General features: G+C 64.1%; 20 protein-coding genes. 11 read left to right on the top strand and 9 right to left on the bottom strand.

Going from position 1 to position 20,057, the window contains the following annotated elements:
• Positions 1-50: 50 nt before the first annotated feature.
• Both nhaD and AABA84_RS23985 read right to left on the bottom strand, forming a co-directional pair.
• A complete protein-coding gene (gene nhaD / locus AABA84_RS23990; RefSeq protein WP_212246773.1) occupies positions 51-1,331 on the bottom strand; it encodes a sodium:proton antiporter NhaD in 1,281 nt (426 codons plus the stop codon).
• A gap of 115 nt (positions 1,332-1,446) precedes the next feature.
• A complete protein-coding gene (locus AABA84_RS23985; RefSeq protein ID WP_338313403.1) occupies positions 1,447-2,319 on the bottom strand; it encodes an NAD(P)-dependent oxidoreductase in 873 nt (290 codons plus the stop codon).
• Positions 2,320-2,516: 197 nt separating this feature from the next.
• Between AABA84_RS23985 and AABA84_RS23980 the strand changes: the two genes are divergently transcribed.
• From AABA84_RS23980 to AABA84_RS23950, 7 genes are all read left to right on the top strand, one after another.
• Complete coding sequence (locus AABA84_RS23980; protein ID WP_338313401.1) at positions 2,517-2,954, top strand: VOC family protein; 438 nt, start codon at positions 2,517-2,519, stop codon at positions 2,952-2,954.
• Positions 2,955-3,083: 129 nt separating this feature from the next.
• Positions 3,084-4,220: an Mrp/NBP35 family ATP-binding protein gene (locus tag AABA84_RS23975; protein ID WP_338307177.1), complete on the top strand. Its 1,137-nt coding sequence runs from the start codon at positions 3,084-3,086 to the stop codon at positions 4,218-4,220.
• A gap of 220 nt (positions 4,221-4,440) precedes the next feature.
• A complete protein-coding gene (locus tag AABA84_RS23970; protein WP_038971001.1) occupies positions 4,441-5,529 on the top strand; it encodes a TRAP transporter substrate-binding protein in 1,089 nt (362 codons plus the stop codon).
• A 169-nt stretch (positions 5,530-5,698) separates the two neighbouring features.
• On the top strand, positions 5,699-6,787 hold the full coding sequence (locus AABA84_RS23965; RefSeq protein ID WP_028145308.1) for a TRAP transporter substrate-binding protein: 1,089 nt from the start codon (positions 5,699-5,701) through the stop codon (positions 6,785-6,787).
• A 545-nt stretch (positions 6,788-7,332) separates the two neighbouring features.
• Positions 7,333-7,896 (top strand): MarR family winged helix-turn-helix transcriptional regulator, encoded by a 564-nt coding sequence (locus AABA84_RS23960; RefSeq protein WP_338313400.1) that lies wholly within the window; start codon positions 7,333-7,335, stop codon positions 7,894-7,896.
• Positions 7,897-8,084: 188 nt separating this feature from the next.
• Entirely contained in the window at positions 8,085-8,759 is a 675-nt protein-coding gene (locus AABA84_RS23955; protein WP_097659014.1) for a response regulator, read from the top strand.
• Between the two features lies 1 nt (position 8,760).
• Entirely contained in the window at positions 8,761-10,161 is a 1,401-nt protein-coding gene (locus tag AABA84_RS23950; RefSeq protein WP_338313399.1) for a sensor histidine kinase, read from the top strand.
• A 101-nt stretch (positions 10,162-10,262) separates the two neighbouring features.
• Here AABA84_RS23950 and AABA84_RS23945 read toward each other — a convergent pair whose 3' ends face one another.
• The 5 genes from AABA84_RS23945 to AABA84_RS23925 form a co-directional block, all read right to left on the bottom strand.
• On the bottom strand, positions 10,263-11,918 hold the full coding sequence (locus AABA84_RS23945; RefSeq protein ID WP_212246763.1) for a TRAP transporter large permease: 1,656 nt from the start codon (positions 11,916-11,918) through the stop codon (positions 10,263-10,265).
• Positions 11,919-11,944: 26 nt separating this feature from the next.
• Complete coding sequence (locus AABA84_RS23940; protein WP_212246761.1) at positions 11,945-12,526, bottom strand: TRAP transporter small permease subunit; 582 nt, start codon at positions 12,524-12,526, stop codon at positions 11,945-11,947.
• A 163-nt stretch (positions 12,527-12,689) separates the two neighbouring features.
• Positions 12,690-13,709 (bottom strand): GTP 3',8-cyclase MoaA, encoded by a 1,020-nt coding sequence (gene moaA, locus AABA84_RS23935; RefSeq protein WP_212246759.1) that lies wholly within the window; start codon positions 13,707-13,709, stop codon positions 12,690-12,692.
• A 108-nt stretch (positions 13,710-13,817) separates the two neighbouring features.
• A complete protein-coding gene (locus tag AABA84_RS23930; protein WP_338313398.1) occupies positions 13,818-14,312 on the bottom strand; it encodes a hypothetical protein in 495 nt (164 codons plus the stop codon).
• 156 nt (positions 14,313-14,468) lie between these two features.
• Positions 14,469-15,143, bottom strand: coding sequence for an HAD family hydrolase (locus AABA84_RS23925; protein WP_212246749.1), 675 nt, complete (start codon positions 15,141-15,143; stop codon positions 14,469-14,471).
• A gap of 169 nt (positions 15,144-15,312) precedes the next feature.
• Here AABA84_RS23925 and rpiA point away from each other — a divergent pair, with 169 nt between their 5' ends.
• From rpiA to gor, 3 genes are read left to right on the top strand one after another with little or no spacing between them, the layout of a single operon-like run.
• Positions 15,313-16,038, top strand: coding sequence for a ribose-5-phosphate isomerase RpiA (gene rpiA, locus AABA84_RS23920; RefSeq protein ID WP_338307173.1), 726 nt, complete (start codon positions 15,313-15,315; stop codon positions 16,036-16,038).
• A 2-nt stretch (positions 16,039-16,040) separates the two neighbouring features.
• Positions 16,041-16,583, top strand: a complete 543-nt coding sequence (locus AABA84_RS23915) for a DUF2059 domain-containing protein (protein WP_212246745.1) — start codon at positions 16,041-16,043, stop codon at positions 16,581-16,583.
• A gap of 46 nt (positions 16,584-16,629) precedes the next feature.
• Complete coding sequence (gene gor / locus AABA84_RS23910) at positions 16,630-18,018, top strand: glutathione-disulfide reductase (protein ID WP_338313397.1); 1,389 nt, start codon at positions 16,630-16,632, stop codon at positions 18,016-18,018.
• A gap of 21 nt (positions 18,019-18,039) precedes the next feature.
• Here gor and AABA84_RS23905 read toward each other — a convergent pair whose 3' ends face one another.
• Positions 18,040-18,189, bottom strand: coding sequence for a hypothetical protein (locus AABA84_RS23905; RefSeq protein WP_338307170.1), 150 nt, complete (start codon positions 18,187-18,189; stop codon positions 18,040-18,042).
• A 36-nt stretch (positions 18,190-18,225) separates the two neighbouring features.
• Positions 18,226-19,233: an alpha/beta fold hydrolase gene (locus AABA84_RS23900; protein ID WP_212246738.1), complete on the bottom strand. Its 1,008-nt coding sequence runs from the start codon at positions 19,231-19,233 to the stop codon at positions 18,226-18,228.
• A gap of 366 nt (positions 19,234-19,599) precedes the next feature.
• Here AABA84_RS23900 and AABA84_RS23895 point away from each other — a divergent pair, with 366 nt between their 5' ends.
• Entirely contained in the window at positions 19,600-20,043 is a 444-nt protein-coding gene (locus AABA84_RS23895; protein ID WP_246550095.1) for a hypothetical protein, read from the top strand.
• The last annotated feature ends 14 nt before the right edge of the window (positions 20,044-20,057 follow it).

Below are 20,057 nucleotides of genomic sequence, written 5' to 3'. Positions count from 1 at the left end.
GCTAAAGAATTACGTTAACCCGGCGTTAATTTTGAATCTCGCCTGCGCCGTCAATGCAGCGCCGCGTACTGCGCGATGTAGACCATCGCGCCCGCCAGATACCCCACCAGCGCGGGCCCTGCGATGCGGCGGGCGTACCAGAAGAACTCGATCTTCTCGAGTCCCATGGCGGCAACGCCCGCGGCCGAGCCGATGATCAGGATCGAGCCGCCGGTGCCGGCGCAATAGGCGATGAACTCCCAGATGAAGCTGTCGGGCGGATGTTGCACCAGATTGTACATGCCCATCGTGGCCGCGACGAGCGGCACGTTGTCGATGATGGCACTCAAGAGGCCGAGCAGGATGACGATGACGTCGAGACGCCCGACCGTGGCGTCGAGCCATTTCGCCAACAGTTCCAGCACGCGAGCATGCTCCAGGCACGCGACGGCCATGAGGATGCCGACGAAGAACACGATGGAGCTCATGTCGATGCGCGTCAGCGCATGGACGAGGGTGAGGGGACGGCGCGCATCCTCGTCCTTGTGGCGGTGAACGATCTCGCCGACCAGCCAGAGGATGCCCAGCCCGAAAAGAATACCCATGAAGGGCGCAAGGTGCGTCACGGCCTTGAAAACCGGAACGGCAATCAGGGTGCCGAGGCCGAGATAGAACATCAAGTTGCGCTCGAACACTTCGACCCTGAGGGCCTGTGCCTGGCCTTGCAGCGGAGGGACGATCTCCTTCCCCTTGAGCGAATAGCCGATGATGAGCAGCGGTATCAGCAGGTTGAGCAGTGAGGGCAGGAACACCGATTTCATGATGCTGAGGGGAGTGATCTGTCCTCCGATCCAGAGCATCGTCGTCGTGACGTCGCCAATCACGGTCCAGGCGCCGCCGGCATTGGCCGCGATGACGATGATCGAGGCGAACAGCAGGCGATCGCTCCTGTTGCCGATCAGCTTCTGGATCAGCGAGATCATCACGATGGTGGTGGTGAGATTGTCGAGGATCGCGCTCAGGAAGAACGTCACGAAGCCGATGATCCACATCAGCGTGGTTTGCTTCGTGGTGCGGATGATCGAGGTGATGACTTCGAAGCCGTTGTGGGCGTCGATCACCTCGACGATCGTCATGGCACCGATCAGGAAGAAGACGATCTGCGCGGTCGAGGCGACGGATTCGTCGAGCTGGTGGTTGACGAGCGAGGCGTCGCCGACGGACAGCGCGTAGATGGTCCAGAGCAGGCCCGCTCCCAGGAGAGCCGAAGCGCTCTTGTTGACGCCGAGCGGGTGTTCGAGCGCGATGGCCGCATATGCGACGATGAAGACGGCGGCTATCACGCTCAGCAAGTCGGTCCCCGCGGTGTTCGTTCTGCGGCTCGATGCGTTTGCCAGACCTCGACGCGACGCCGCGTCAAGGCCGGGGACGGTCGCAGCTGCCCGGCAGCGACCGTCGACACGCTCCTCAGCGCTGTAGGCGCGCCAGCAGGCTCGACGTATCCCAGCGCTTGCCGCCCATCTTCTCGACCTCGGAATAGAACTGATCGACCAGCGCGGTGACAGGCAGGTTGGCGCCGTTGCGGCGGGCTTCAGCCAGCGAGATCGAGAGGTCCTTGCGCATCCATTCGACCGCGAAGCCGAAATCGTACTTGTCCTCGTTCATGGTCTTGTAGCGATTTTCCATCTGCCAGGATTGCGCCGCGCCCTTGGAGATGGTCTCGATCACTGCGGCGACGTCGAGGCCGCTCTTCTTGGCGAAGTGGATACCTTCGGACAGACCCTGCACCAGGCCCGCGATGCAGATCTGGTTGACCATCTTCGTCAGCTGGCCGCTTCCGGCGGGCCCGAGCAGTTTGCACATCCGCGCATAGGCGCCTGTGATGATCGGCTCGGCGCCGGCATAGGCGTCCTGCGCGCCGCCGCACATCACCGTCAGAACGCCGTTCTCGGCGCCGGCCTGGCCGCCGGAGACCGGCGCGTCGATGAACTTGAAGCCGGCCTTGGTCGCGGCCGCGTCCAGCTCACGCGCGACTTCGGCGGAGGCGGTGGTATGGTCGACGAAGGTCGCACCCTTCTTCATGCCGGCAAACGCGCCGTCGGCGCCGATCGTGACCGCGCGCAGATCGTTGTCGTTACCGACGCAGCACATCACGAAATCCTGACCTTCGGCGGCGGCCTTCGGGGTCGGTGCGGTCTTGCCGCCGAACTTGTCCGCCCATTCCTTCGCCTTGGCCGCGGTGCGGTTGTAGACGGTGACCTCGTGGCCCCCTTTTTTCACGAGGTGTCCGGCCATGGGATAGCCCATGACGCCGAGACCGAGGAAAGCGACTTTAGCCATGTGTGGTACCTTGTCCGTAGCTTGAGTTTTACGGTTGCAGCCGGGCGAGGGCGCCAGGGCGGCGTCCTCCAAGTTCCGCCGCGAGGGCGGATCGGAGGCGCACCATAAACCGTTAAGCCGGGAGGGCAACGGCTTCGTTTGGCGGCCCCCTGTGCTAGGATGGCGGGACCAAGGACTTCAAAAAAGGGAGCGAAAGCATGGGCGGCGTGAGCGTTGGCGTCCTCGATCATTTCAACATCCGGACCCGGAATCTGGCCGAGACCGTCCGCTTCTACGAGGATGTGCTGGGCCTCGAAAAAGGCGCCCGGCCGAATTTCGCCTTCCCCGGCGCCTGGATGTACAGCGAGGGCAAGGCGGTGGTGCATCTCGTCGATATTTCTGCGACCCCCGAGCCACAAAAGCCGGATTCCGGCGTTGTCCATCATGTCGCCTTCGTCAGTCGCGGCTTTGACGGCATGAAGCGGCGGCTGGCGTCCAAGGAGATGAAGTTCGAGTCCCGCCAGGTGCCCGGCGGCGACCTCTGGCAGATCTTCGTCAACGATCCCAACGGGGTCATGATCGAGCTGAATTACGAGGCCGCCAGGGAGCAGGGGGCGGCGCCCGCCGAGAAGGCCGACGATATCGGCAGGCAGTAGCCTTTTGGGCGTTTCCGCTCTAATGGGGCATCCTAGAGTCTCGAGCATGACCTTGCCGGAAAGCCGCGCCACGCCTTGCGCTGGCGCCGTCCTCCGGCTCCGGATCATGCTCCGTTCAGGAGATGCGCTTTGAGCGTGACGCAGCAACAGGTTCTCGACAGCCTCGCCAGGATCAAATCTCCCCGCGGGGTCGCGCTCACCAATGCCAACGTGCTGAGCGCGATCAGCGCGTCCGACGGCAAGGTGTTCTTCTCGATCAATGTCGATGCCGCGGAGGCGAGGGCCTGGGAGTCCATCCGAGCCGAAGCGGAGGCCGCTGTGCGCACCATTCCCGGCGTCACCACCGTCATGGTGGCGCTGACCGCCGAGCGCAAGCCGGGCTCCGCGCCGCCGCCACCCCCGCAACCCAGCCGCGGCACGCCCGGCGTGCAGCCGGTCCATGCCCACAAGCCGCCGCAGGGCGGCGGGTCGCCGATGGCGCGGCAGTCGGAAATCCCCGGCGTTGCCGCCGTGATCGCGGTCGCCTCCGGCAAGGGCGGCGTCGGCAAGTCGACCACCGCGCTGAACCTGGCTCTGGGCCTGCGCGACCTCGGCCTCAAGGTCGGGCTGCTCGATGCCGACATCTACGGCCCCTCGGTGCCACGGCTGACCGGCCTGCACGACAAGCCGGAGCTGAACGACGAGCGAAAAATGATTCCGCTTCGGCGCTTCGGTCTCGCCATCATGTCGATCGGCTTCCTGGTCGAGGAAGAGACCGCGATGATCTGGCGCGGTCCCATGGTGATGTCGGCGGTGACGCAGATGCTGCGCGACGTCGAATGGGGCAAGCTCGACGTGCTGGTCGTCGACATGCCGCCGGGCACCGGCGATGCCCAGCTCACGCTGGCGCAGAACGTGCCGCTGAAGGGCGCGGTGATCGTCTCGACCCCGCAGGACCTGTCCTTGATCGATGCGCGGCGGGGGCTTGCCATGTTCAAGAAGGTCAACGTGCCCGTGCTCGGTATCGTCGAGAACATGAGCTACTTCCAGTGCCCGCATTGCGGCACGCGGTCGGACATTTTCGGTCATGGCGGCGCGCGGCACGAGGCCGAGAAGCTCGAGGTCCCCTTCCTCGGCGAGATCCCGCTGCACATGGCGATTCGCGCCACCTCGGATGCCGGCAATCCCGTCGTCGACAGCGAGCCGGACGGTCCCCATGCGGCGATCTACCGCGCCATTGCAGGGCAGGTCCGCGACCAGCTCAAGGGCGTCATCGCGGCGGCCTGAGCCGGCCGCCCGCGGCACGCCTCCCTCGTCCTTTTGGAGGACATGCGACTTTCGTAGAGCCCCGTCATGCCATTGTCGCGTTCCGCAAGCGGGGCTTCCGTGGTAAAGGCCCACGGCAGTCAAGCCCCTTCGGTTCGACGCGGCCCTAACGCGTCGCCGGAATGAGCGGCGGCAAGAAGAGAAGTTAAGGGGAAACGCCCCAGCAAGGAGAGACCTGAAGATGAAGCGTCGTGATTTTCTGAAAGTGTCGGCGGCAGGCGCGGCGGCAACCGCGGTGGCCTCGCCGGCGATCGCGCAGTCCTCGCCCGAGGTGAAGTGGCGCTTGACTTCGAGCTTCCCGAAGTCGCTCGATACCATCTATGGCGGTGCCGAGCAGTTGGCGAAGTACGTCGCCGAGATGACCGACAACAAATTCCAGATCCAGGTGTTCGCCGGCGGCGAGATCGTTCCGGCCCTCCAGGCGCTCGATGCGACCTCCAACGGCACCGTCGAGATGTGCCACACCGTCTCGTACTACTATGTCGGCAAGGATCCGACCTTCGCGATCTACGCCTCGGTGCCGTTCGGCCTCAACGCGCGCCAGCAGAACTCCTGGTGGTACCAGGGCGGCGGCATGGAGCTCGGCAACGAGTTCTTCAAGAAGTCGAACGTGATCGGCTTCCCCTGCGGCAACACCGGCACCCAGATGGGCGGCTGGTTCCGCAAGGAGATCAAGACCGTTGCCGACCTCTCCGGCCTCAAGATGCGCATCGGCGGCATCGCCGGCCAGGTGCTCCAGAAGGTCGGCGTGGTGCCGCAGCAGCTCGCCGGCGGCGACATCTATCCGGCGCTCGAAAAGGGCACCATCGACGCCGCCGAGTGGGTCGGCCCCTACGATGACGAGAAGCTCGGCTTCGCCAAGGTCGCCAAGTACTACTACTATCCGGGCTTCTGGGAAGGCGGTCCGACCGTCCACGCCTTCGCCAATCTGGATAAGTGGAATTCGCTGCCGAAGAACTACCAGGCGATCCTCACCAACGCGATGACCAATGCCAACACCTGGATGGCGGCGCGTTACGACATGCAGAACCCGGCGGCGCTGAAGCGACTGGTTGCCGGCGGCACCCAGCTTCGTCCCTTCACCAACGAGGTGCTGGAAGCCTGCCTCAAGGCGACCAACGAGCTCTGGGCGGAGATCTCGGCCAAGAACCCCGACTTCAAGAAGTCGATCGACGCCATGCAGGCCTACCGCTCCGACGAATATCTGTGGTGGCAGGTTGCCGAATATACCTACGACAGCTTCATGATCCGCTCGCGCACGCGCGGCTGATCGCCTAGACCTAAAGTCGCAAAGACCGGAAAGCCCGGCCTCCATTGGAGGCCGGGCTTTTTCTTTGCCGCAGTGCGATCGGGATGGAATTGGGCGGCGGCTTGCGTCATGGTGGCGCCAAGCCTCGGCAAGAAGGCTCACAATCACTGGTACATCAGGGCAGGAAATCATGAAGAGAAGAGACTTCATCAAGGTCACAGGACTTGGTGCGGCCGGCGCCGCCACGCTCGCGGCGCCCGCGATCGCGCAGTCGATGCCGGAAATCAAATGGCGCATGCCGACGAGCTGGCCGAAATCGCTCGACACGCTGTTTGGTGGCGCCGAGATGATGTGCAAGATGGTCGCCGAGGCGACCGACAACAAATTCCAGATCCAGATCTTCGCGGCCGGCGAGATCGTGCCGGGCCTCCAGGTGCTCGACGCCGTTCAGAACGGCACCTGCGAAATCGGCCACACCGCGTCCTACTACTATTTCGGCAAGGATCCGACCTTCACCTTCGGCTCGGCCGTGCCGTTCGGCCCCAACATGCGCATCAACCAAGCCTGGTACATGCAGGGCGGCGGGCGCGACGTGCTCAACGAATTCTACAAGAGCTACAACGTCGTCTCATTGCTCGCGGGCAACACCGGCTGCCAGATGGGCGGCTGGTTCAGGAAAGAGGTCAACGCACCCGACGATCTCAAGGGCATGAAATTCCGCATCGGCGGCTTTGCCGGCCGCGTGCTCCAGAAGCTCGGCGTGGTGCCGCAGCAGCTCGCCGGCGGCGACATCTATCCCGCGCTGGAGAAGGGCACCATCGATGCCGCCGAATGGGTCGGCCCCTATGACGACGAAAAGCTCGGCTTCTACAAGATCGCGCCGCACTACTACTATCCCGGCTGGTGGGAGGGTGGGCCGATGCTGCTGGCCTTCGTCAACCTCGACAAGTGGAACGCGCTGCCGAAATATTACCAGAGCGTGCTGGAGCAGGCCGGCCACTACGCCAACAACTACATGATGGCGCGCTACGACACCGCCAATCCGCTGGCGCTGAAGAAGCTGCTCGCGGGCGGCGCCAAGCTGCACGCCTTCTCGCCGTCGATCATGGATGCCTGCCACAAGGCCGCCAAGGAGCTGCATGCCGAAGTCGGCGCGACCAACGCCAATTTCAAGAAGGTGCACGACTCCCTCGCCAAGTTCACGAGCGACGGCTACGCCTGGTTCCAGGTCGCCGAGGTCGGCTACGACATCTTCATGGCGCGGCGCTCGCAGAGCTGATCGCGTCACCAGTTGGATGCAGCGCCCCGGAGCGAAGGCCCCCGGGGCGTTTTCTTGCGCGTCTTGGGGCATTCGACTTAGAAATCGAAAGACAACCCCATGCACAGTAGCGAACGGCTTGGTCAGTTGTGAAGGAATCAACGGCTCGGGCGACTCGACGGCACCGTGCCTTCTCCCGGCAAAACAGTGACAGGATACGAGCGTCGAATAATCCGAAATTTGTTTCGCTGCCCGATTTGGAGAGGACGATGAGCCCGTCAGAGGCGGGCGAAGTTTGTTCTGCGCACCGCAGTTGGGCGCCCGTAATCTTGACATGAACGCGATACGTAGTCTTGCGGTGTTCCTTTTGCGGAACGATCAGGCTATCGGGCTCTTGCAATCGGGCTGGAGTCGCGGCCTTAGGCGTCTTTCCGCGCCGTCCGGACTTCACGGTACGATATACCGGATCCAACCAGTCCCGACCCAAATTCAGCATTCACCAAATGCGGCGTCACCTCGCTCTTTGATCGAGGTGCCGGACGGCCGTTTCCCGTGGGCATCTATCAATGAGCGTGGCAACTGAAATCGTACAACTCCTCGTGCAATCGGCGGGCAGTTGGCTCTTTGAAGGCAGTCGTTCGGGCCTGAGCGATCGCGAATGGATGGCCTTACGCTTTCTCGCTCTTGCAAACAGACTTTCGAGGACGCCGACGGCTCTCGCCGGCTTTCTGGGGACGACCCGCGGCGGCGCATCTCAGATTACCGCCGCGCTCCTGGACAAAGGATTGCTGGTCCGTAAGCCGTCTGCGGACGACAAGCGCTCGATCACGCTCTGTCTCACAGCTGAAGGCGAGAAGTTCCTCAAGCAAGATCCGATCAATGCCCTGCGGGACCAGATCGTGGCACTCGAAGGCTCCGATCGATCTCAGCTGCGCGATACGCTTCGCCGCGTGCTGGTCGGGCTCGATGTTGCCGAGCGCCGTCATCACACCGACGTCTGCAATCAATGCGTGTTCCTGGTCGAGAGTGGAGAGAGCAAAGACCGCCATTCCAAGTGCCGGCTCTTTCGGAAATCGATAGCACCAAAGGAGACGAGCCTGCTCTGCACCTATTTCGAGGGGCGGAGCTAGAAGCTCCCGCTCTCTGCGCGGCACCGTCCAGCGGGAATGACGGGCGTGTCCGTCGGCTTACACCGAGCTGACAATGAGCCGCCCCGTTCTTCGCCTTACTTTTCGCTGGCCGAGCCGGCCGGAATGGTGGAAGAGAGCGAAGATGCCGCGCGAGCCGTGCGGTGACCTGAGTACCCGGCGGATATGCGATGCGCCTTCTGATCGTCGAGGACAATGCCGAGCTCTCGCGGCTGGTTGCCGCCGGCCTGGCGGCGGCCGGCTATCAAAGCGACATCGTCGGCAGCGCGGCCGAGGCGCGCGAGGCGGTGAGCAGCGTCAGCTACGCTGCGATGATCCTCGATCTTGGGCTGCCCGACGGCGACGGCCTGTCGGTGCTGCGCGAGCTGCGCCTCAAGATGGAGCCGCTCCCCGTGCTGGTGCTGACCGCACGCGGCGGCCTGCAGGACCGCGTCAGCGGCCTGCGCAGCGGCGCCGACGACTATCTCGCCAAGCCGTTCGCAATGGAGGAACTGGTGGCGCGGCTGGAGGCGATCCTGCGCCGGCCGGGCCAATTGCTCGGCCGCTCGCTCAGTCTCGCCAATCTCGTCTACGACACCGAGAGCCGCCAGATCTTCGTCGACGACCAGCCGCGGATCATCTCCGCGCGCGAGACCTCGGTGCTGGAGATTTTGCTGCGCCGGCAGGGGCGGGTCGTGCCGAAGAAGAACGTCGAGGATCACATCTTCGGGCTGGACGGCGAGGTCGCCTCCAACGCGGTCGAGGTCTATGTCTCGCGGCTGCGCAAGCAGCTCGCTGAACACGGCGCCAAGGTCGTGATCCATACCATCCGCGGGGTCGGCTATCTCATGGACGTGGAGAAATAGCGTGGCCCAGCTCGGATCCAGCGTCGGATCCTATGCCGGGTCCTATGGCAGGTCGCCGACGTTCAAATCGCTGATCTGGCGCATCGTGTTCCTGCACATCCTGGCGGTCGCGGTGGTCGCGATCTTCCTGCCGCTGGTGCTGTTCTGGCTGCTCAATTCCGAGATCGACCAACTGCATCGCGATGCCATGCGCGCCCAGGCCGAGGTGCTGGCGGAGCGCATCGTCGCGCGGCCGGACGGCCTGTTGACGTTCAATCTGCCCGACAGTCTCAAGGGCCTCTATTCGGAAGCGTATGGCCGCTATCAGTACGACATTCGCGATGCCGAGGGCCGGTTGCTGTTCTCCTCGCATCGGCGCTCCGCCGCCGCCGCTGCACCGCGCTCGTCGGAGACCATTTCCGGCGCCGCCGTCACCCGCGAGGTCGACGGCAAGACGGTGCGCATCCAGGTCGCCGAGGACCTTGCGCACCGCGACGTCATCATCGACGACATCGTCTCGAACTTCTTCCGGCGCGTGGGATGGATCACCATCCCTATCCTGCTGATCCTGCTCGCCACCGACATCATCATCTTCCGCCGCGCGATCGCGCCGCTGTGGAAGGCCTCCGAGGAGGCCAGCAATATCGGCCCGGCGCGCACCGACATCCGCCTGCCGACGGAGCAGATCCCGCGCGAGATCCTGCCGCTCGTCACCGCCGTCAACCAGGCGCTCGACCGCCTCGAAGGCGGCTTTCGGGTGCAGCGGCAGTTCACGGCGGATGCCGCGCATCAATTGCGCACGCCGCTCGCGATCCTGCGCACGCGGATCGAGACGCTCGACGATGGGGCGGCACGGCAGGCGCTGCATGCCGACATCGAAACCATGAGCCGCCTCGTCGCCCAGCTGCTGGAGATCGCCGAGCTCGACACCCTGGTGCTCGATCCCCGCGAGACCGCGGATTTGCGCGCCGTCTGCGCCGAAGTGGTTGCTTCGATCGCCCCGTTCGCGATCGCCCAGCACAAGGACATCGCGCTCCGGGGCACCGACGCGCCGGTCTCGATCCACGGCAATGCGGAGATGCTCCAGCGCGCGATCTTCAACCTCGCCGAAAACGCCATCAAGTTCACGGCAAAGGACACCACCGTCGACGTCGAGGTGTGCGAGGACGGTTCGGTGCGCGTGCGCGATTGCGGCCCGGGGATCGCGGAGGCCGAGCGCGAGCTGATCTTCCAGCGCTTCTGGCGCGCCGACCGCCGGCGCAGCGACGGCGCGGGCCTCGGCCTGTCGATCGTGCGCGCCGTGGCGGACGATCACGCGGCTACAGTCGCGGTGGCGAACCTCACCGGCGGCGGCGCGGAGTTCACGCTGCGGTTTCGGCTGGCGGGGAGTGAGCTGACGCCTTCACCCTCCAAGGCCGAGTGATCGCATTCGAACGTTCACAAGAGCCCGGCCATGACGATGCGGACACGATCGTGCGCAAAAGCGCACTGCTCGGGGCAAGAGGCCGATCGCGCGCTCGTCCGCTACTTTTGCGGCGGCCCGAGATCCAGCGGCGGCAGCTCGATCTGCGGCACCTCGATCTTGATCGTGCTGGGGTCGATGGTCGACTGGACGCCCTTGTAGTGCATCACCATCGACGGGAACGCGATCACCAGAGCGACCATGATGATCTGGATGACGACGAATGGCACCGCGCCCCAATAGATCTGGCCGGTGGTGACGGGGTCCATCCGCTTGCCGGTGACGCGGTCGGTGTATCGGTCCTTCGGGGCGACCGACCGGAGATAGAACAGCGCGAAGCCGAACGGCGGATGCATGAACGAGGTCTGCATGTTGACGCCGAGAATGACGCCGAACCAGATCAGGTCGATGCCGAGATGCTCGGCGGCAGGTCCGAGCAGCGGGATCACAATGAAGGCCAGTTCGAAGAAGTCGAGGAAGAAGGCCAGCACGAACACGAACGCGTTGACGAAGATCAGGAAGCCGACCTGGCCGCCGGGCAGGGAGGTGAGCAGATGCTCGACCCAGACGTGCCCGTTGACGCCGTAAAAGGTCAGCGAGAACACGCGGGCGCCGACCAGGATGAACACGACGAAGGCCGACAGCTTGGCGGTCGATTCCGTGGCTTGCCGGATCAGGTCCCAGCTCAGCCGCCGCTTCGCGGCACCGAGGATGAGGGCGCCGGCGGCACCCATCGCGCCGCCTTCAGTCGGGGTCGCGATACCAATGAAGATCGTGCCGAGAACCAGGAAGATCAGGAACAGCGGCGGCACCATCACGAAGGTGGTCTGCTGGGCCATCTTCGAGAGGAAACGGAAGCCGGTGAGCTTGTCGACGACCCAGTTCAGCACGGCGACGGCGAACGCGAAGATGATGCCGTAGAACATGCTGAGCACGACGTAATCGGCGCCGTGCGTCTCCGAATGGCGCATCATGAACCAGCCGAACACGCAGCTCGCGATGAAGAGCACACCGAGCGAGCGGAGGCCGCGGTCGCCACTCTCCTCGCGGAAGCCGATGGCTTCCTTCGGCAGGCCGGGCGCGGCGTTCGGGAAGATCATGCTGACAAGGAAGGCGTAGACGGCGTAGAGGCCCGCGAGCACGAGGCCCGGGATGAAGGCGCCCTCGTACATGTCGCCGACGGACTTGCCGAGCTGGTCTGCCATCACGATCAGGACGAGCGAGGGCGGAATGATTTGCGCGAGCGTGCCCGAAGCGGCGATGATGCCCGTCGCCACGCGCCGGTCGTAGCCGTAGCGCAGCATGATGGGCAGCGAAATCAGTCCCATCGAGATCACGGACGCCGCGACCACGCCGGTCGTCGCGGCCAGAAGCGCGCCGACGAACACCACCGCGTAGGCGAGTCCGCCGCGGATGGTGCCGAACAATTGGCCGATGGTGTCGAGTAGGTCCTCGGCCATGCCCGACCGCTCCAGCACCAGTCCCATGAAGGTGAAGAACGGGATGGCGAGCAACGTGTCGTTGTTCATCACGCCGTAGACGCGCTCGGGAAGGGCCTGGAGGAAGTCGGGGTGGAATTGGCCGAGCTCGACGCCGATGATGGCGTAGAACAGGCCGACTGCGCCGAGCGAGAATGCCGCAGGATAGCCGAGCAGCAGCACGACGACCAGCGACGCGAACATGATTGGCGCCATATTGGCGATGATAAACGCGGTCATGAGTCCCCCTACACCGGCGCCAGCGGCTACTTTTTCTCGATCGCTTCGACGAGATGCTCGACTTCCGCCTCCAGCGCCGAGACCTGGGATTCATGCGGGTCCGGGATCAATCCGCGCATGACCGCGATCCGCTTGATCAGCTCGGAGATGCCTTGAACAAGCAGCAAAGCGAACCCGATCATGATCAGGGATTTGGCGGGCCATTGCGGCAGGCCGCCGGCATTGCCGGATTGCTCGTTGATCTGGAACGAACGCTGGAAGAACGGGACGCCGGTGACGATCATGACGATGCAGAGCGGAATGAGGAAGAACAGGTGACCGACCACGTCGATCACGTTGCGCACAGTCTTCGGCAACGCGTTGTTCACGATGTCGATGCGGATGTGCTCGTTGTCGAGCAGCGTCCAGGGCGAGCAGAACAGGAAAACGATGCTGAACAGCACCCATTGCAGCTCGAGCCATGAATTGGACGACGTGTCGAACGTCTTGCGGACGATCGCATTGACCGCCGAGATGATGACGGCGGCCACGATCAGCCACGCCAGGCGTTTGCCCGTCCAGCGTGTGAACGCGTCGATCCCTCGACTCAGCTTCAGGAGCGCTTGCATAGATCCTCCCCGATTGTGCCCCGGCCGGCTTGACTGCGCCGAATTGGCGCGTGGCTGGTCTTGCCGCGCAGGCATGAGGACGTCGCACCAGACCAGCGACCGTGGCGCCAGTCAATTGGAAGATTGTTGGTAGTTCAGGGGAACAAGGCCGCGGCCGATGGTGTCAGCCGCCGGTGACGCTCATGTGCCTGGAGACGCTGGGACGGTCGTGCCGACGGTCGATGATGAAATCGTGGCCCTTGGGCTTCAGCCCGATGGCGCGGTCGATCGCATCCGCAAGCAGCATGTCGTCGTCGGATGCACGCAGAGGTTTGCGCAAATCCGAGGCATCCTCGTGGCCGAGGCAGGTGTGCAGCGTTCCCGTGCAGGTAATGCGAACCCGGTTGCAGGATTCACAGAAATTATGCGTCATCGGCGTGATGAAGCCGAGCTTGCCGCCGGTCTCGGCGATGCTGACATAGCGCGCCGGGCCGCCGGTGCTCTCCGCCAGATCCGTCAGCGTGAATTGCTGGGCGAGGCGCGCGCGAACCAGCGACAGCGGCAGGTACTGGTCGATCCGTCCCGATCCGATCTCGCCCATCGGCATGACCTCGATCAGAGTCAGGTCCATGCCCTTGCTGTGAGCCCAGCGCATCAGCGAAGGCAGCTCGTCCTCGTTGAGGTTCTTCAGCGCCACCGCGTTGATCTTCACGGCAAGTCCCGCGGCGCGCGCGGCCTCGATGCCTTCCAGCACCTTGTCGATCTCACCCCAGCGGGTGATCTCGCGAAACTTCTTGGGATCGAGCGTATCGAGCGAGACGTTGATGCGGCGGACGCCGCAATCGGCGAGCTCGCTTGCGTGTTTCGCAAGCTGGGTGCCGTTGGTGGTCAGCGTCAGCTCGTTCAGGGCGCCGCTCGAAAGATGCCGCGACAGCGAGCGCACCAGCGTCATCACGTTGCGCCGGACCAGCGGCTCGCCGCCGGTGAGCCGCAGCTTCTTGACGCCCTTGGCGATGAAGGCCGAGCAGAGCCGGTCGAGTTCCTCCAGCGTCAACAGGTTCGCCTTGGGCAGGAACGTCATGTCTTCCGACATGCAGTAGAAGCAGCGCAGGTCGCAGCGATCGGTGACGGAGACGCGCAGGTACGAGATGGTCCGCCCGAACGGATCGGTCATCGGGGTCGACAGCGCAGTGGATCCGTTCATGGAAAAGGCCTTGTCACTTACGGCGACGGGCGCACCTTTGCTTCAGCGGTGCTCGGGACCCAATCTAAGCATCGGACGCGACGAGGACAATCGGGTGGTATACATAGATCAGCGCCTGCCGGCGTTCGGATCGGGGAATGGCGAGCCCGCGGCCGGTGCGGCTTCAGCCGGTGCCGCAGCAGGCGCGGCTGCGGCGGGTTTGGGCTTCCTCGGCCGGTGAGGCTTGCGAACCGGTTTCGGCGGGGTGGCCGGCTGGAGTTCCGCAAACACCGGATTCGGGTCGGTGGTCACCGAGGCGGGGGTGGTGAAATCCCCGGGATTTCTGATCACGTTCACCGCGACGCTCGCCGGCTGGTACTTGGGCAGCGCGAAAGCGACCGTAAATGGGGCCTCGGGTGCGGGAACCGAGATGGAGCAGGGTGTCTTGCAGCCCGGCCCGAGCGAGGTGGTGGCGTCGGCACCGGGCGGGTTGGATTCGATTCGGACCTGGATTGTCGGTGGGGCCGATTTGAACCCGTCCCAGGACATCGAGGAGCAGCCACCAAGACTTGCCGCTCCCAATAGACTCGCTCCGGCTAACGCAGCCGCGATGACACGACGCATGACCCATCCACTTCAACTGCGACGAACCGCCACATAACCCCGCGCGGACCTTAGGAGTGTCGTCTGGGGCAGGCAACCGGCGCGCTGCGCATAGTCAATCAATGGTCAATGCGGGGTTTCTCGGAATACAGAAGCGATATCAGTGCCTTGGTGACGTCATACCGTCATCAGGCTGGTGACGGCAGCCGGCAGGTCGCGCATGTGATGGATCAGCCGGTCCGGCTTCAGCTCGGCGATCGGTACGTCCGTATAGCCGAAGCTGACCCCGATGACCGGCACCCCGGCCCGGCGAGCCACCCCGACATCGGTTCCGGCATCGCCGACCATGATGCTGGCTTTGACCGCTCCGCCGGCGCGCGCCACCGTTTCACGAAAGATGGTCGGGTCGGGCTTCTGGACGCCAAAGGTGTCCGCGCCGCAGATCGCCGCGAAGCGGCGACTGAGGTCGAGCTGGTCCAGAAGGCGCTTGGACAGCCATTCCAGCTTGTTGGTGCAGACGGCGAGGCGATGGCCTTGCGCCGAAAAATGGTCCAGCGCGGCCTCGAGCCCCTCGAAGGGGCGGGATTCGACCGCGATATGCTCGGCATAATAGGCGATGAAATCCGCAGTCATCCGGTCCATGTCGGCGGGGGTGACGCTGCGGCCCTCGGCCTCCAGCCCCCGCTCGAGCAGCTTGCGGGCGCCGGCGCCGATCATGTTGCGGGCCGAGGCCATCGGCACGGGCGGCAGCCCTTCGCGGTCGAGCACGTGGTTCAGCGCGGTGATCAGGTCGGGCGCCGTATCCACAAGCGTGCCGTCGAGATCGAAGACGATGGTGTGAGGGGAGGTCATGGGCCAAGCGCTACCGGCCCGGTCAGGTCAGTGCAAGGGGCGGCGCCATAAGATCAGCTTATAGCCTGGTTCCCCAGACCCTGTTCTCCGGCGGAAAACGAGGCTACATAGGCCGCCGAAAGCGGCCACGATCGGCGGCACGTTCGGGACTTCAAAGGCGGGCGCAAAGGTGAATATGGACCAGTTGAAGCGACAGGCCGCGGCGCGCGCGCTCGAGGAGGTGCGGGACGGCATGCAACTCGGGCTCGGCACCGGCTCGACGGCCAAGCATTTCGTCGAGCTGCTCGGCGAGCGCGTCGCCGCCGGGCTCAAGGTGATCGGCGTGCCGACCTCCGAGACGACTCGCCTCGATGCGACGCGGTGCGGCGTGCCGCTGACCACGCTCGACGAGATCGACCATCTCGACATCACCATCGACGGCGCCGACGAAATCGATCCCGCGCTCAACCTGATCAAGGGCGGCGGCGGCGCGCTGCTGCGCGAGAAGATCGTGGCAGCGGCCTCGGATCGCATGATCGTGATTGCCGATGACACCAAATGGGTGCCGACGCTCGGCAAATTTCCGCTGCCGATCGAGGTCATCCCGTTCGGGCTCGGCGCGACGCGACGGGCGATCGAGAAGGCATTTGCCGAGTGCGGCGTTTCCGGGCAAATGGCGGTCCGCAAGGCCAAGGGCGGGGACAAGGACGGCCACGTTTTCGTCACCGACGGCGGCCACTGGATCGTCGATGCCCAGCTCGGACAGATCGGGGATCCTGCCGGCCTCGCCAGCGCGTTGAGCGCGATCCCCGGCGTGGTCGAGCACGGGTTGTTCATCGGCTTGGCCAGCTCGGCTGTTCTGGCGGGCGGCGAGGGAATTCGCGTGATTGAACGGCGTAAGCCGAAAGGAGACTAGGAATGAAGAGCGTTTTGAAATTTTTGCCGGCTGCGACCCTCGCTGTGGGACTGGCCCTCTCGGTCGTCCCGGCCGCCGCGCAGCAGGCGGCGCCGAAGGCTGGCGCCGCACCCGCCCAGCCGAAGGCCACGCCGGCGGCGGTCGCGGCGGCCAAGGAAATTCTGCAGATCAAGAATGCCACCGCAATGTATCAAGGCGCGGTGCCGGGCCTGGTCGAGAAGACCAAGATCGCGCTGATCCAGCAGAATCTCAACTACCAGAAGGATCTCAACGAGGTTGCCGGCGTCGTCGCCCAGCAGCTCAACGGCCGCCAGAACGAGATTGGTGACGGCATGGCGCAGATCTATGCCAGCGAGTTCACCGAGCAGGAATTGAAGGATCTCGTCGCCTTCTACAAGTCGCCGCTGGGCAAGAAGCTGATCGACGCCGAGCCGCGCGCGATCGGCCTCAGCATGGCCTTCATGAACTCCTGGGCCCAGAACTTCTCCGAGACCGTGATGGGGGCCTTCCGCGCCGAGATGCGCAAGCGTGGCAAGGAGATCTGACAGACACTATCTGATCAGTAATTCCTGACAGGGGTCGGAGTGGACAATGGCTGAATTCGACGTCGACCTCTTCGTCATCGGTGGTGGTTCGGGCGGCGTGCGTGCCGCCCGCATCGCGGCCGGTTACGGCGCCCGGGTGACGATCGCGGAAGAGTACCGCATGGGCGGGACCTGCGTGATCCGCGGCTGCGTGCCGAAGAAGCTGTTCGTGATCGGCTCGCATTTTCGCCACGAGCTCGAGGACGCCGCAGGTTTCGGCTGGACCGTTCCGCCCGCCAGCTTCGACTGGCCGACGCTGATCGCCAATAAGGACAAGGAGATCGCGCGGCTGGAGGCGGCCTACACCGCCAATGTCGAGAAGTCCGGCGCGCAGATCGTCAAGAGCCGGGCGGTGATCGAGGACAAGCACACCGTCCGCCTGCTCGAAAACGACCGCAAGATCACCGCAAAATACATCCTGATCGCCACCGGCGGCGCGCCCAACCACGGCGCCGCGATTCCCGGCATCGAGCACGTGATCTCCTCCAACGAGGCGTTCCACCTGAAAAAGCTGCCGAAGCGGATCGTGATCCAGGGCGGTGGCTACATCGCGCTGGAATTCGCCGGAATCTTCGCCGGCTTCGGCTCCGACGTCACCGTGATCTATCGCGGCGACAACATCCTTCGCGGGTTTGACGAGGATGTTCGCACCCACGTTCGTGCCGAGATGGAGAAGCAGGGCATCACCATTCTCACCGGCTGCACGGTGAACAAGGTCGATCGCCACGGCGAGGAGTTCACCACGCATCTGTCGAACGGATCGAGCATCGCCTCGGAGCAGGTGATGTTCGCGATCGGCCGCCATCCGGCGGTGGCCAATCTCGGCCTTGAGAATGCCGGCGTCGCCATCAACCCGAACAATGGCGGCATCGCGGTCGACCATTTCTCCAGGAGCTCGGTCGACAGCATCTATGCGATCGGCGACGTCACCCATCGCTTCAACCTGACGCCGGTCGCGATCCGCGAAGGCCACGCTTTCGCCGACACCGTGTTCGGCAAGCGCGAGGTGAAGGTCGACCACGCCAACATCCCGACCGCTGTGTTCTCGCAGCCGGAGGTCGGCACGGTTGGTCTGACGGAAACCGAGGCGCGCGCGCAGTTCAGTCACGTCGACATCTACAAGACCTCGTTCCGCCCGATCAAGGCGACGATGTCGGGCCGCGACACCCGCGTGCTGATGAAGCTCGTCGTCGATGGCTCGACCGACCGCGTGCTCGGCTGCCACATCGTCGGCGATGCCGCCGCCGAGATCACGCAAGCCGTCGCCATCGCGGTGAAGATGAAGGCGACCAAGGCCGATTTCGACGCGACCATCGCGCTGCATCCGACCGCGGCCGAAGAGCTCGTCACCATGCGCACCCCGACCGCGCGCCACGTGCGCCAGGCCGCGGAGTAGGCCTTACTCACGAAGGTCACTTCACTCGGTTTCGGTAATCTTTCCCTTGCCTTCGCAGACCTCGCATTTGACCGGGTAGACTTTGCGGCCCGGCGAAGCCGCCTTCATGGACAGAGGAAAGCCCGTTCCGCTGCACGCCGGGCAGGTCCGCTCGTTGATTTTCGGGGCCATGGTCGTTCCTTTCCGACAGCTTGATACACTCTCAAATCAATGCAGCGTTTCGGCCGCGGCTTCGTCGATTGCGGCCATCAAATCGGCCGTATCCGACTGTTGGATCATATGACCCGCTCTCGCGACGCGTCGCATCTTGCTGTGCCTGATTTCCTCATGGAGGCGACCGGACTGTTCGTCGATGTCGATGAGGCGATCCTGTTCGCCGGCGAGGATGGTGACCGGCATGGCCAGTTCGCCGTAGGTCTTCGCCGACAGCATCGCAGCAGGGACCATCAGCGCTGCCTCGGCGGCAGCGGCACGAAGCTGCGATGGACGCACGGCCAGTGATTTCGGAAAACCATCGAATTTTTGAGGGACGGATCGCGGCTCGAAGAGCTGACGGAGCATCGACGGCCACATCAGACGGCTGACGATCGGGGAAATCGTGTGGCTGAGGATATCGCCGAATCCAGGTATCGCCGGCCCGGCCATCGCCATCATCGCGTCGGTGCGGGCGGTCGGGAAATAGTACCCCGACGCCAGAATCAACGCCTCGACCATTGCGGGGTGCCTGCCTGCCAAGGCAATCGCGACCGACGCCCCCCAGGAATGCCCGAGCACGATCGCCTTTTCGACCCCAAGGTGCGCGAGCGCATCCCTGAAGAGGTCGGCCTGGGCCGCAGGGGTCCATACGACGTTTCTCGGCCTCAGGCTGTGGCCGAAGCCCGGACGATCGAACACGATGACGCGATAGTCCTTGGCGGCGAGATCGATCAGACCACTCGATTCGAAATCCTGGATCATGCTGCCATTGCCGTGAAGCAAGACCAGCGGGCGGCCCGATCCGCGCTCCACATAGTGCAGGCGAACACCGTCGATGTCGATGAAGCGTCCCTGCGGCGGGTTCTCGCGTTGAGCCTTGTCGGCGAGCTTTCGATTGACGACCGCAGCCGTGGCCATCAAGGCGACAGTCGCGGCAATCGCGGACGCTACCGGATATTCTGCAAGAACGCGAAGGCTCATAGCCGCCAGAGATGGCGAACGTTTCCTCAGTATGCGCATTTGAAAACTTTCGATGAAGATATTGGAAGAGAAGAAAGGGAGCGTACGCCCATGGCCTGATCTCGGGGACGCATGCATCCATGGGTAGACGCAACAGGAGAGGCCGCGATATGTTCCAATTCCTACGGGATTGGTACGGCAGGAAGACTGTCGCTTAAACGGAAGCCCCGCACGAGCATCGTTCATCGGCGCGTGAAGTGTGGTCGGGGTATGGCCACGGGCCGGATGCCGGGAGCGTATTTTCGGCGCCGCGCTCTGGTGAATGGCGATCGAGACCCCACATTGAATGGATCGCTAGCACGATACACGACAGGCGCTAGTGGCCGAGAGACGTTACAGCGCTCCCGCCGAAACAGGAGGCGCGCATTGAACGTTTTGCAATATCCCCTGCATCTTTGCCGCAAGTTCGAACGCCGCTGGAGCGCGAAAGTGGTTCAGGACGACGGCGAAATGACCGCGGCGCAAGCGACGGTCGGCTGCGCCGTGTGCGGGCGGCTCGCTGCGGCCCCGGTGCACTCGACCTACTTGCCCACAGGCAAGTTCGTCTATCAATGGCGGTGTTCTGTGTGCCGAAACTCCTGGCAGACTTCTGCCGATCCCGCGAGCGGCACGGAGATCCGGGTGAGCCGGTCCGGGGATCTTCGGGAGAATGCCGGACGCTGTCTGACCCTGGAAGGCACCGCTCCCAGCGACGCGGCGCGCAAGCGGTACAGGCGAATGGGCGATGCCTGGCTCGCTCTCGCGGAAACTGAGGATTGGCTCGACGGCGCGGTCCCGCCGGTCCTGCGCCCTAAAAATGCACAGGCTTGATCGACCTCGACTCT

Source organism: Bradyrhizobium sp. TM239 (genome assembly GCF_036247985.1).
GTDB classification, from domain to species: Bacteria; Pseudomonadota; Alphaproteobacteria; order Rhizobiales; family Xanthobacteraceae; genus Bradyrhizobium; species Bradyrhizobium ottawaense.
The sequence above is the reverse complement of the archived record's forward strand: the minus strand, read 5'-3'. Positions and strand labels throughout refer to the sequence as shown.

Bases quoted from the DNA above. Each gene is read 5' to 3' on its own strand.
- AABA84_RS23985 (WP_338313403.1), bottom strand. From the start codon at position 2,319: ATGGCTAAAGTCGCTTTCCTCGGTCTCGGCGTCATGGGCTATCCCATG.
- AABA84_RS23980 (WP_338313401.1), top strand. From the start codon at position 2,517: ATGGGCGGCGTGAGCGTTGGCGTCCTCGATCATTTCAACATCCGGACC.
- AABA84_RS23970 (WP_038971001.1), top strand. From the start codon at position 4,441: ATGAAGCGTCGTGATTTTCTGAAAGTGTCGGCGGCAGGCGCGGCGGCA.
- AABA84_RS23965 (WP_028145308.1), top strand. From the start codon at position 5,699: ATGAAGAGAAGAGACTTCATCAAGGTCACAGGACTTGGTGCGGCCGGC.
- AABA84_RS23960 (WP_338313400.1), top strand. From the start codon at position 7,333: ATGAGCGTGGCAACTGAAATCGTACAACTCCTCGTGCAATCGGCGGGC.
- AABA84_RS23955 (WP_097659014.1), top strand. From the start codon at position 8,085: ATGCGCCTTCTGATCGTCGAGGACAATGCCGAGCTCTCGCGGCTGGTT.
- AABA84_RS23945 (WP_212246763.1), bottom strand. From the start codon at position 11,918: ATGACCGCGTTTATCATCGCCAATATGGCGCCAATCATGTTCGCGTCG.
- AABA84_RS23940 (WP_212246761.1), bottom strand. From the start codon at position 12,526: ATGCAAGCGCTCCTGAAGCTGAGTCGAGGGATCGACGCGTTCACACGC.
- moaA (WP_212246759.1), bottom strand. From the start codon at position 13,709: ATGAACGGATCCACTGCGCTGTCGACCCCGATGACCGATCCGTTCGGG.
- AABA84_RS23930 (WP_338313398.1), bottom strand. From the start codon at position 14,312: ATGCGTCGTGTCATCGCGGCTGCGTTAGCCGGAGCGAGTCTATTGGGA.
- AABA84_RS23925 (WP_212246749.1), bottom strand. From the start codon at position 15,143: ATGACCTCCCCTCACACCATCGTCTTCGATCTCGACGGCACGCTTGTG.
- AABA84_RS23915 (WP_212246745.1), top strand. From the start codon at position 16,041: ATGAAGAGCGTTTTGAAATTTTTGCCGGCTGCGACCCTCGCTGTGGGA.
- gor (WP_338313397.1), top strand. From the start codon at position 16,630: ATGGCTGAATTCGACGTCGACCTCTTCGTCATCGGTGGTGGTTCGGGC.
- AABA84_RS23905 (WP_338307170.1), bottom strand. From the start codon at position 18,189: ATGGCCCCGAAAATCAACGAGCGGACCTGCCCGGCGTGCAGCGGAACG.
- AABA84_RS23900 (WP_212246738.1), bottom strand. From the start codon at position 19,233: ATGCGCATACTGAGGAAACGTTCGCCATCTCTGGCGGCTATGAGCCTT.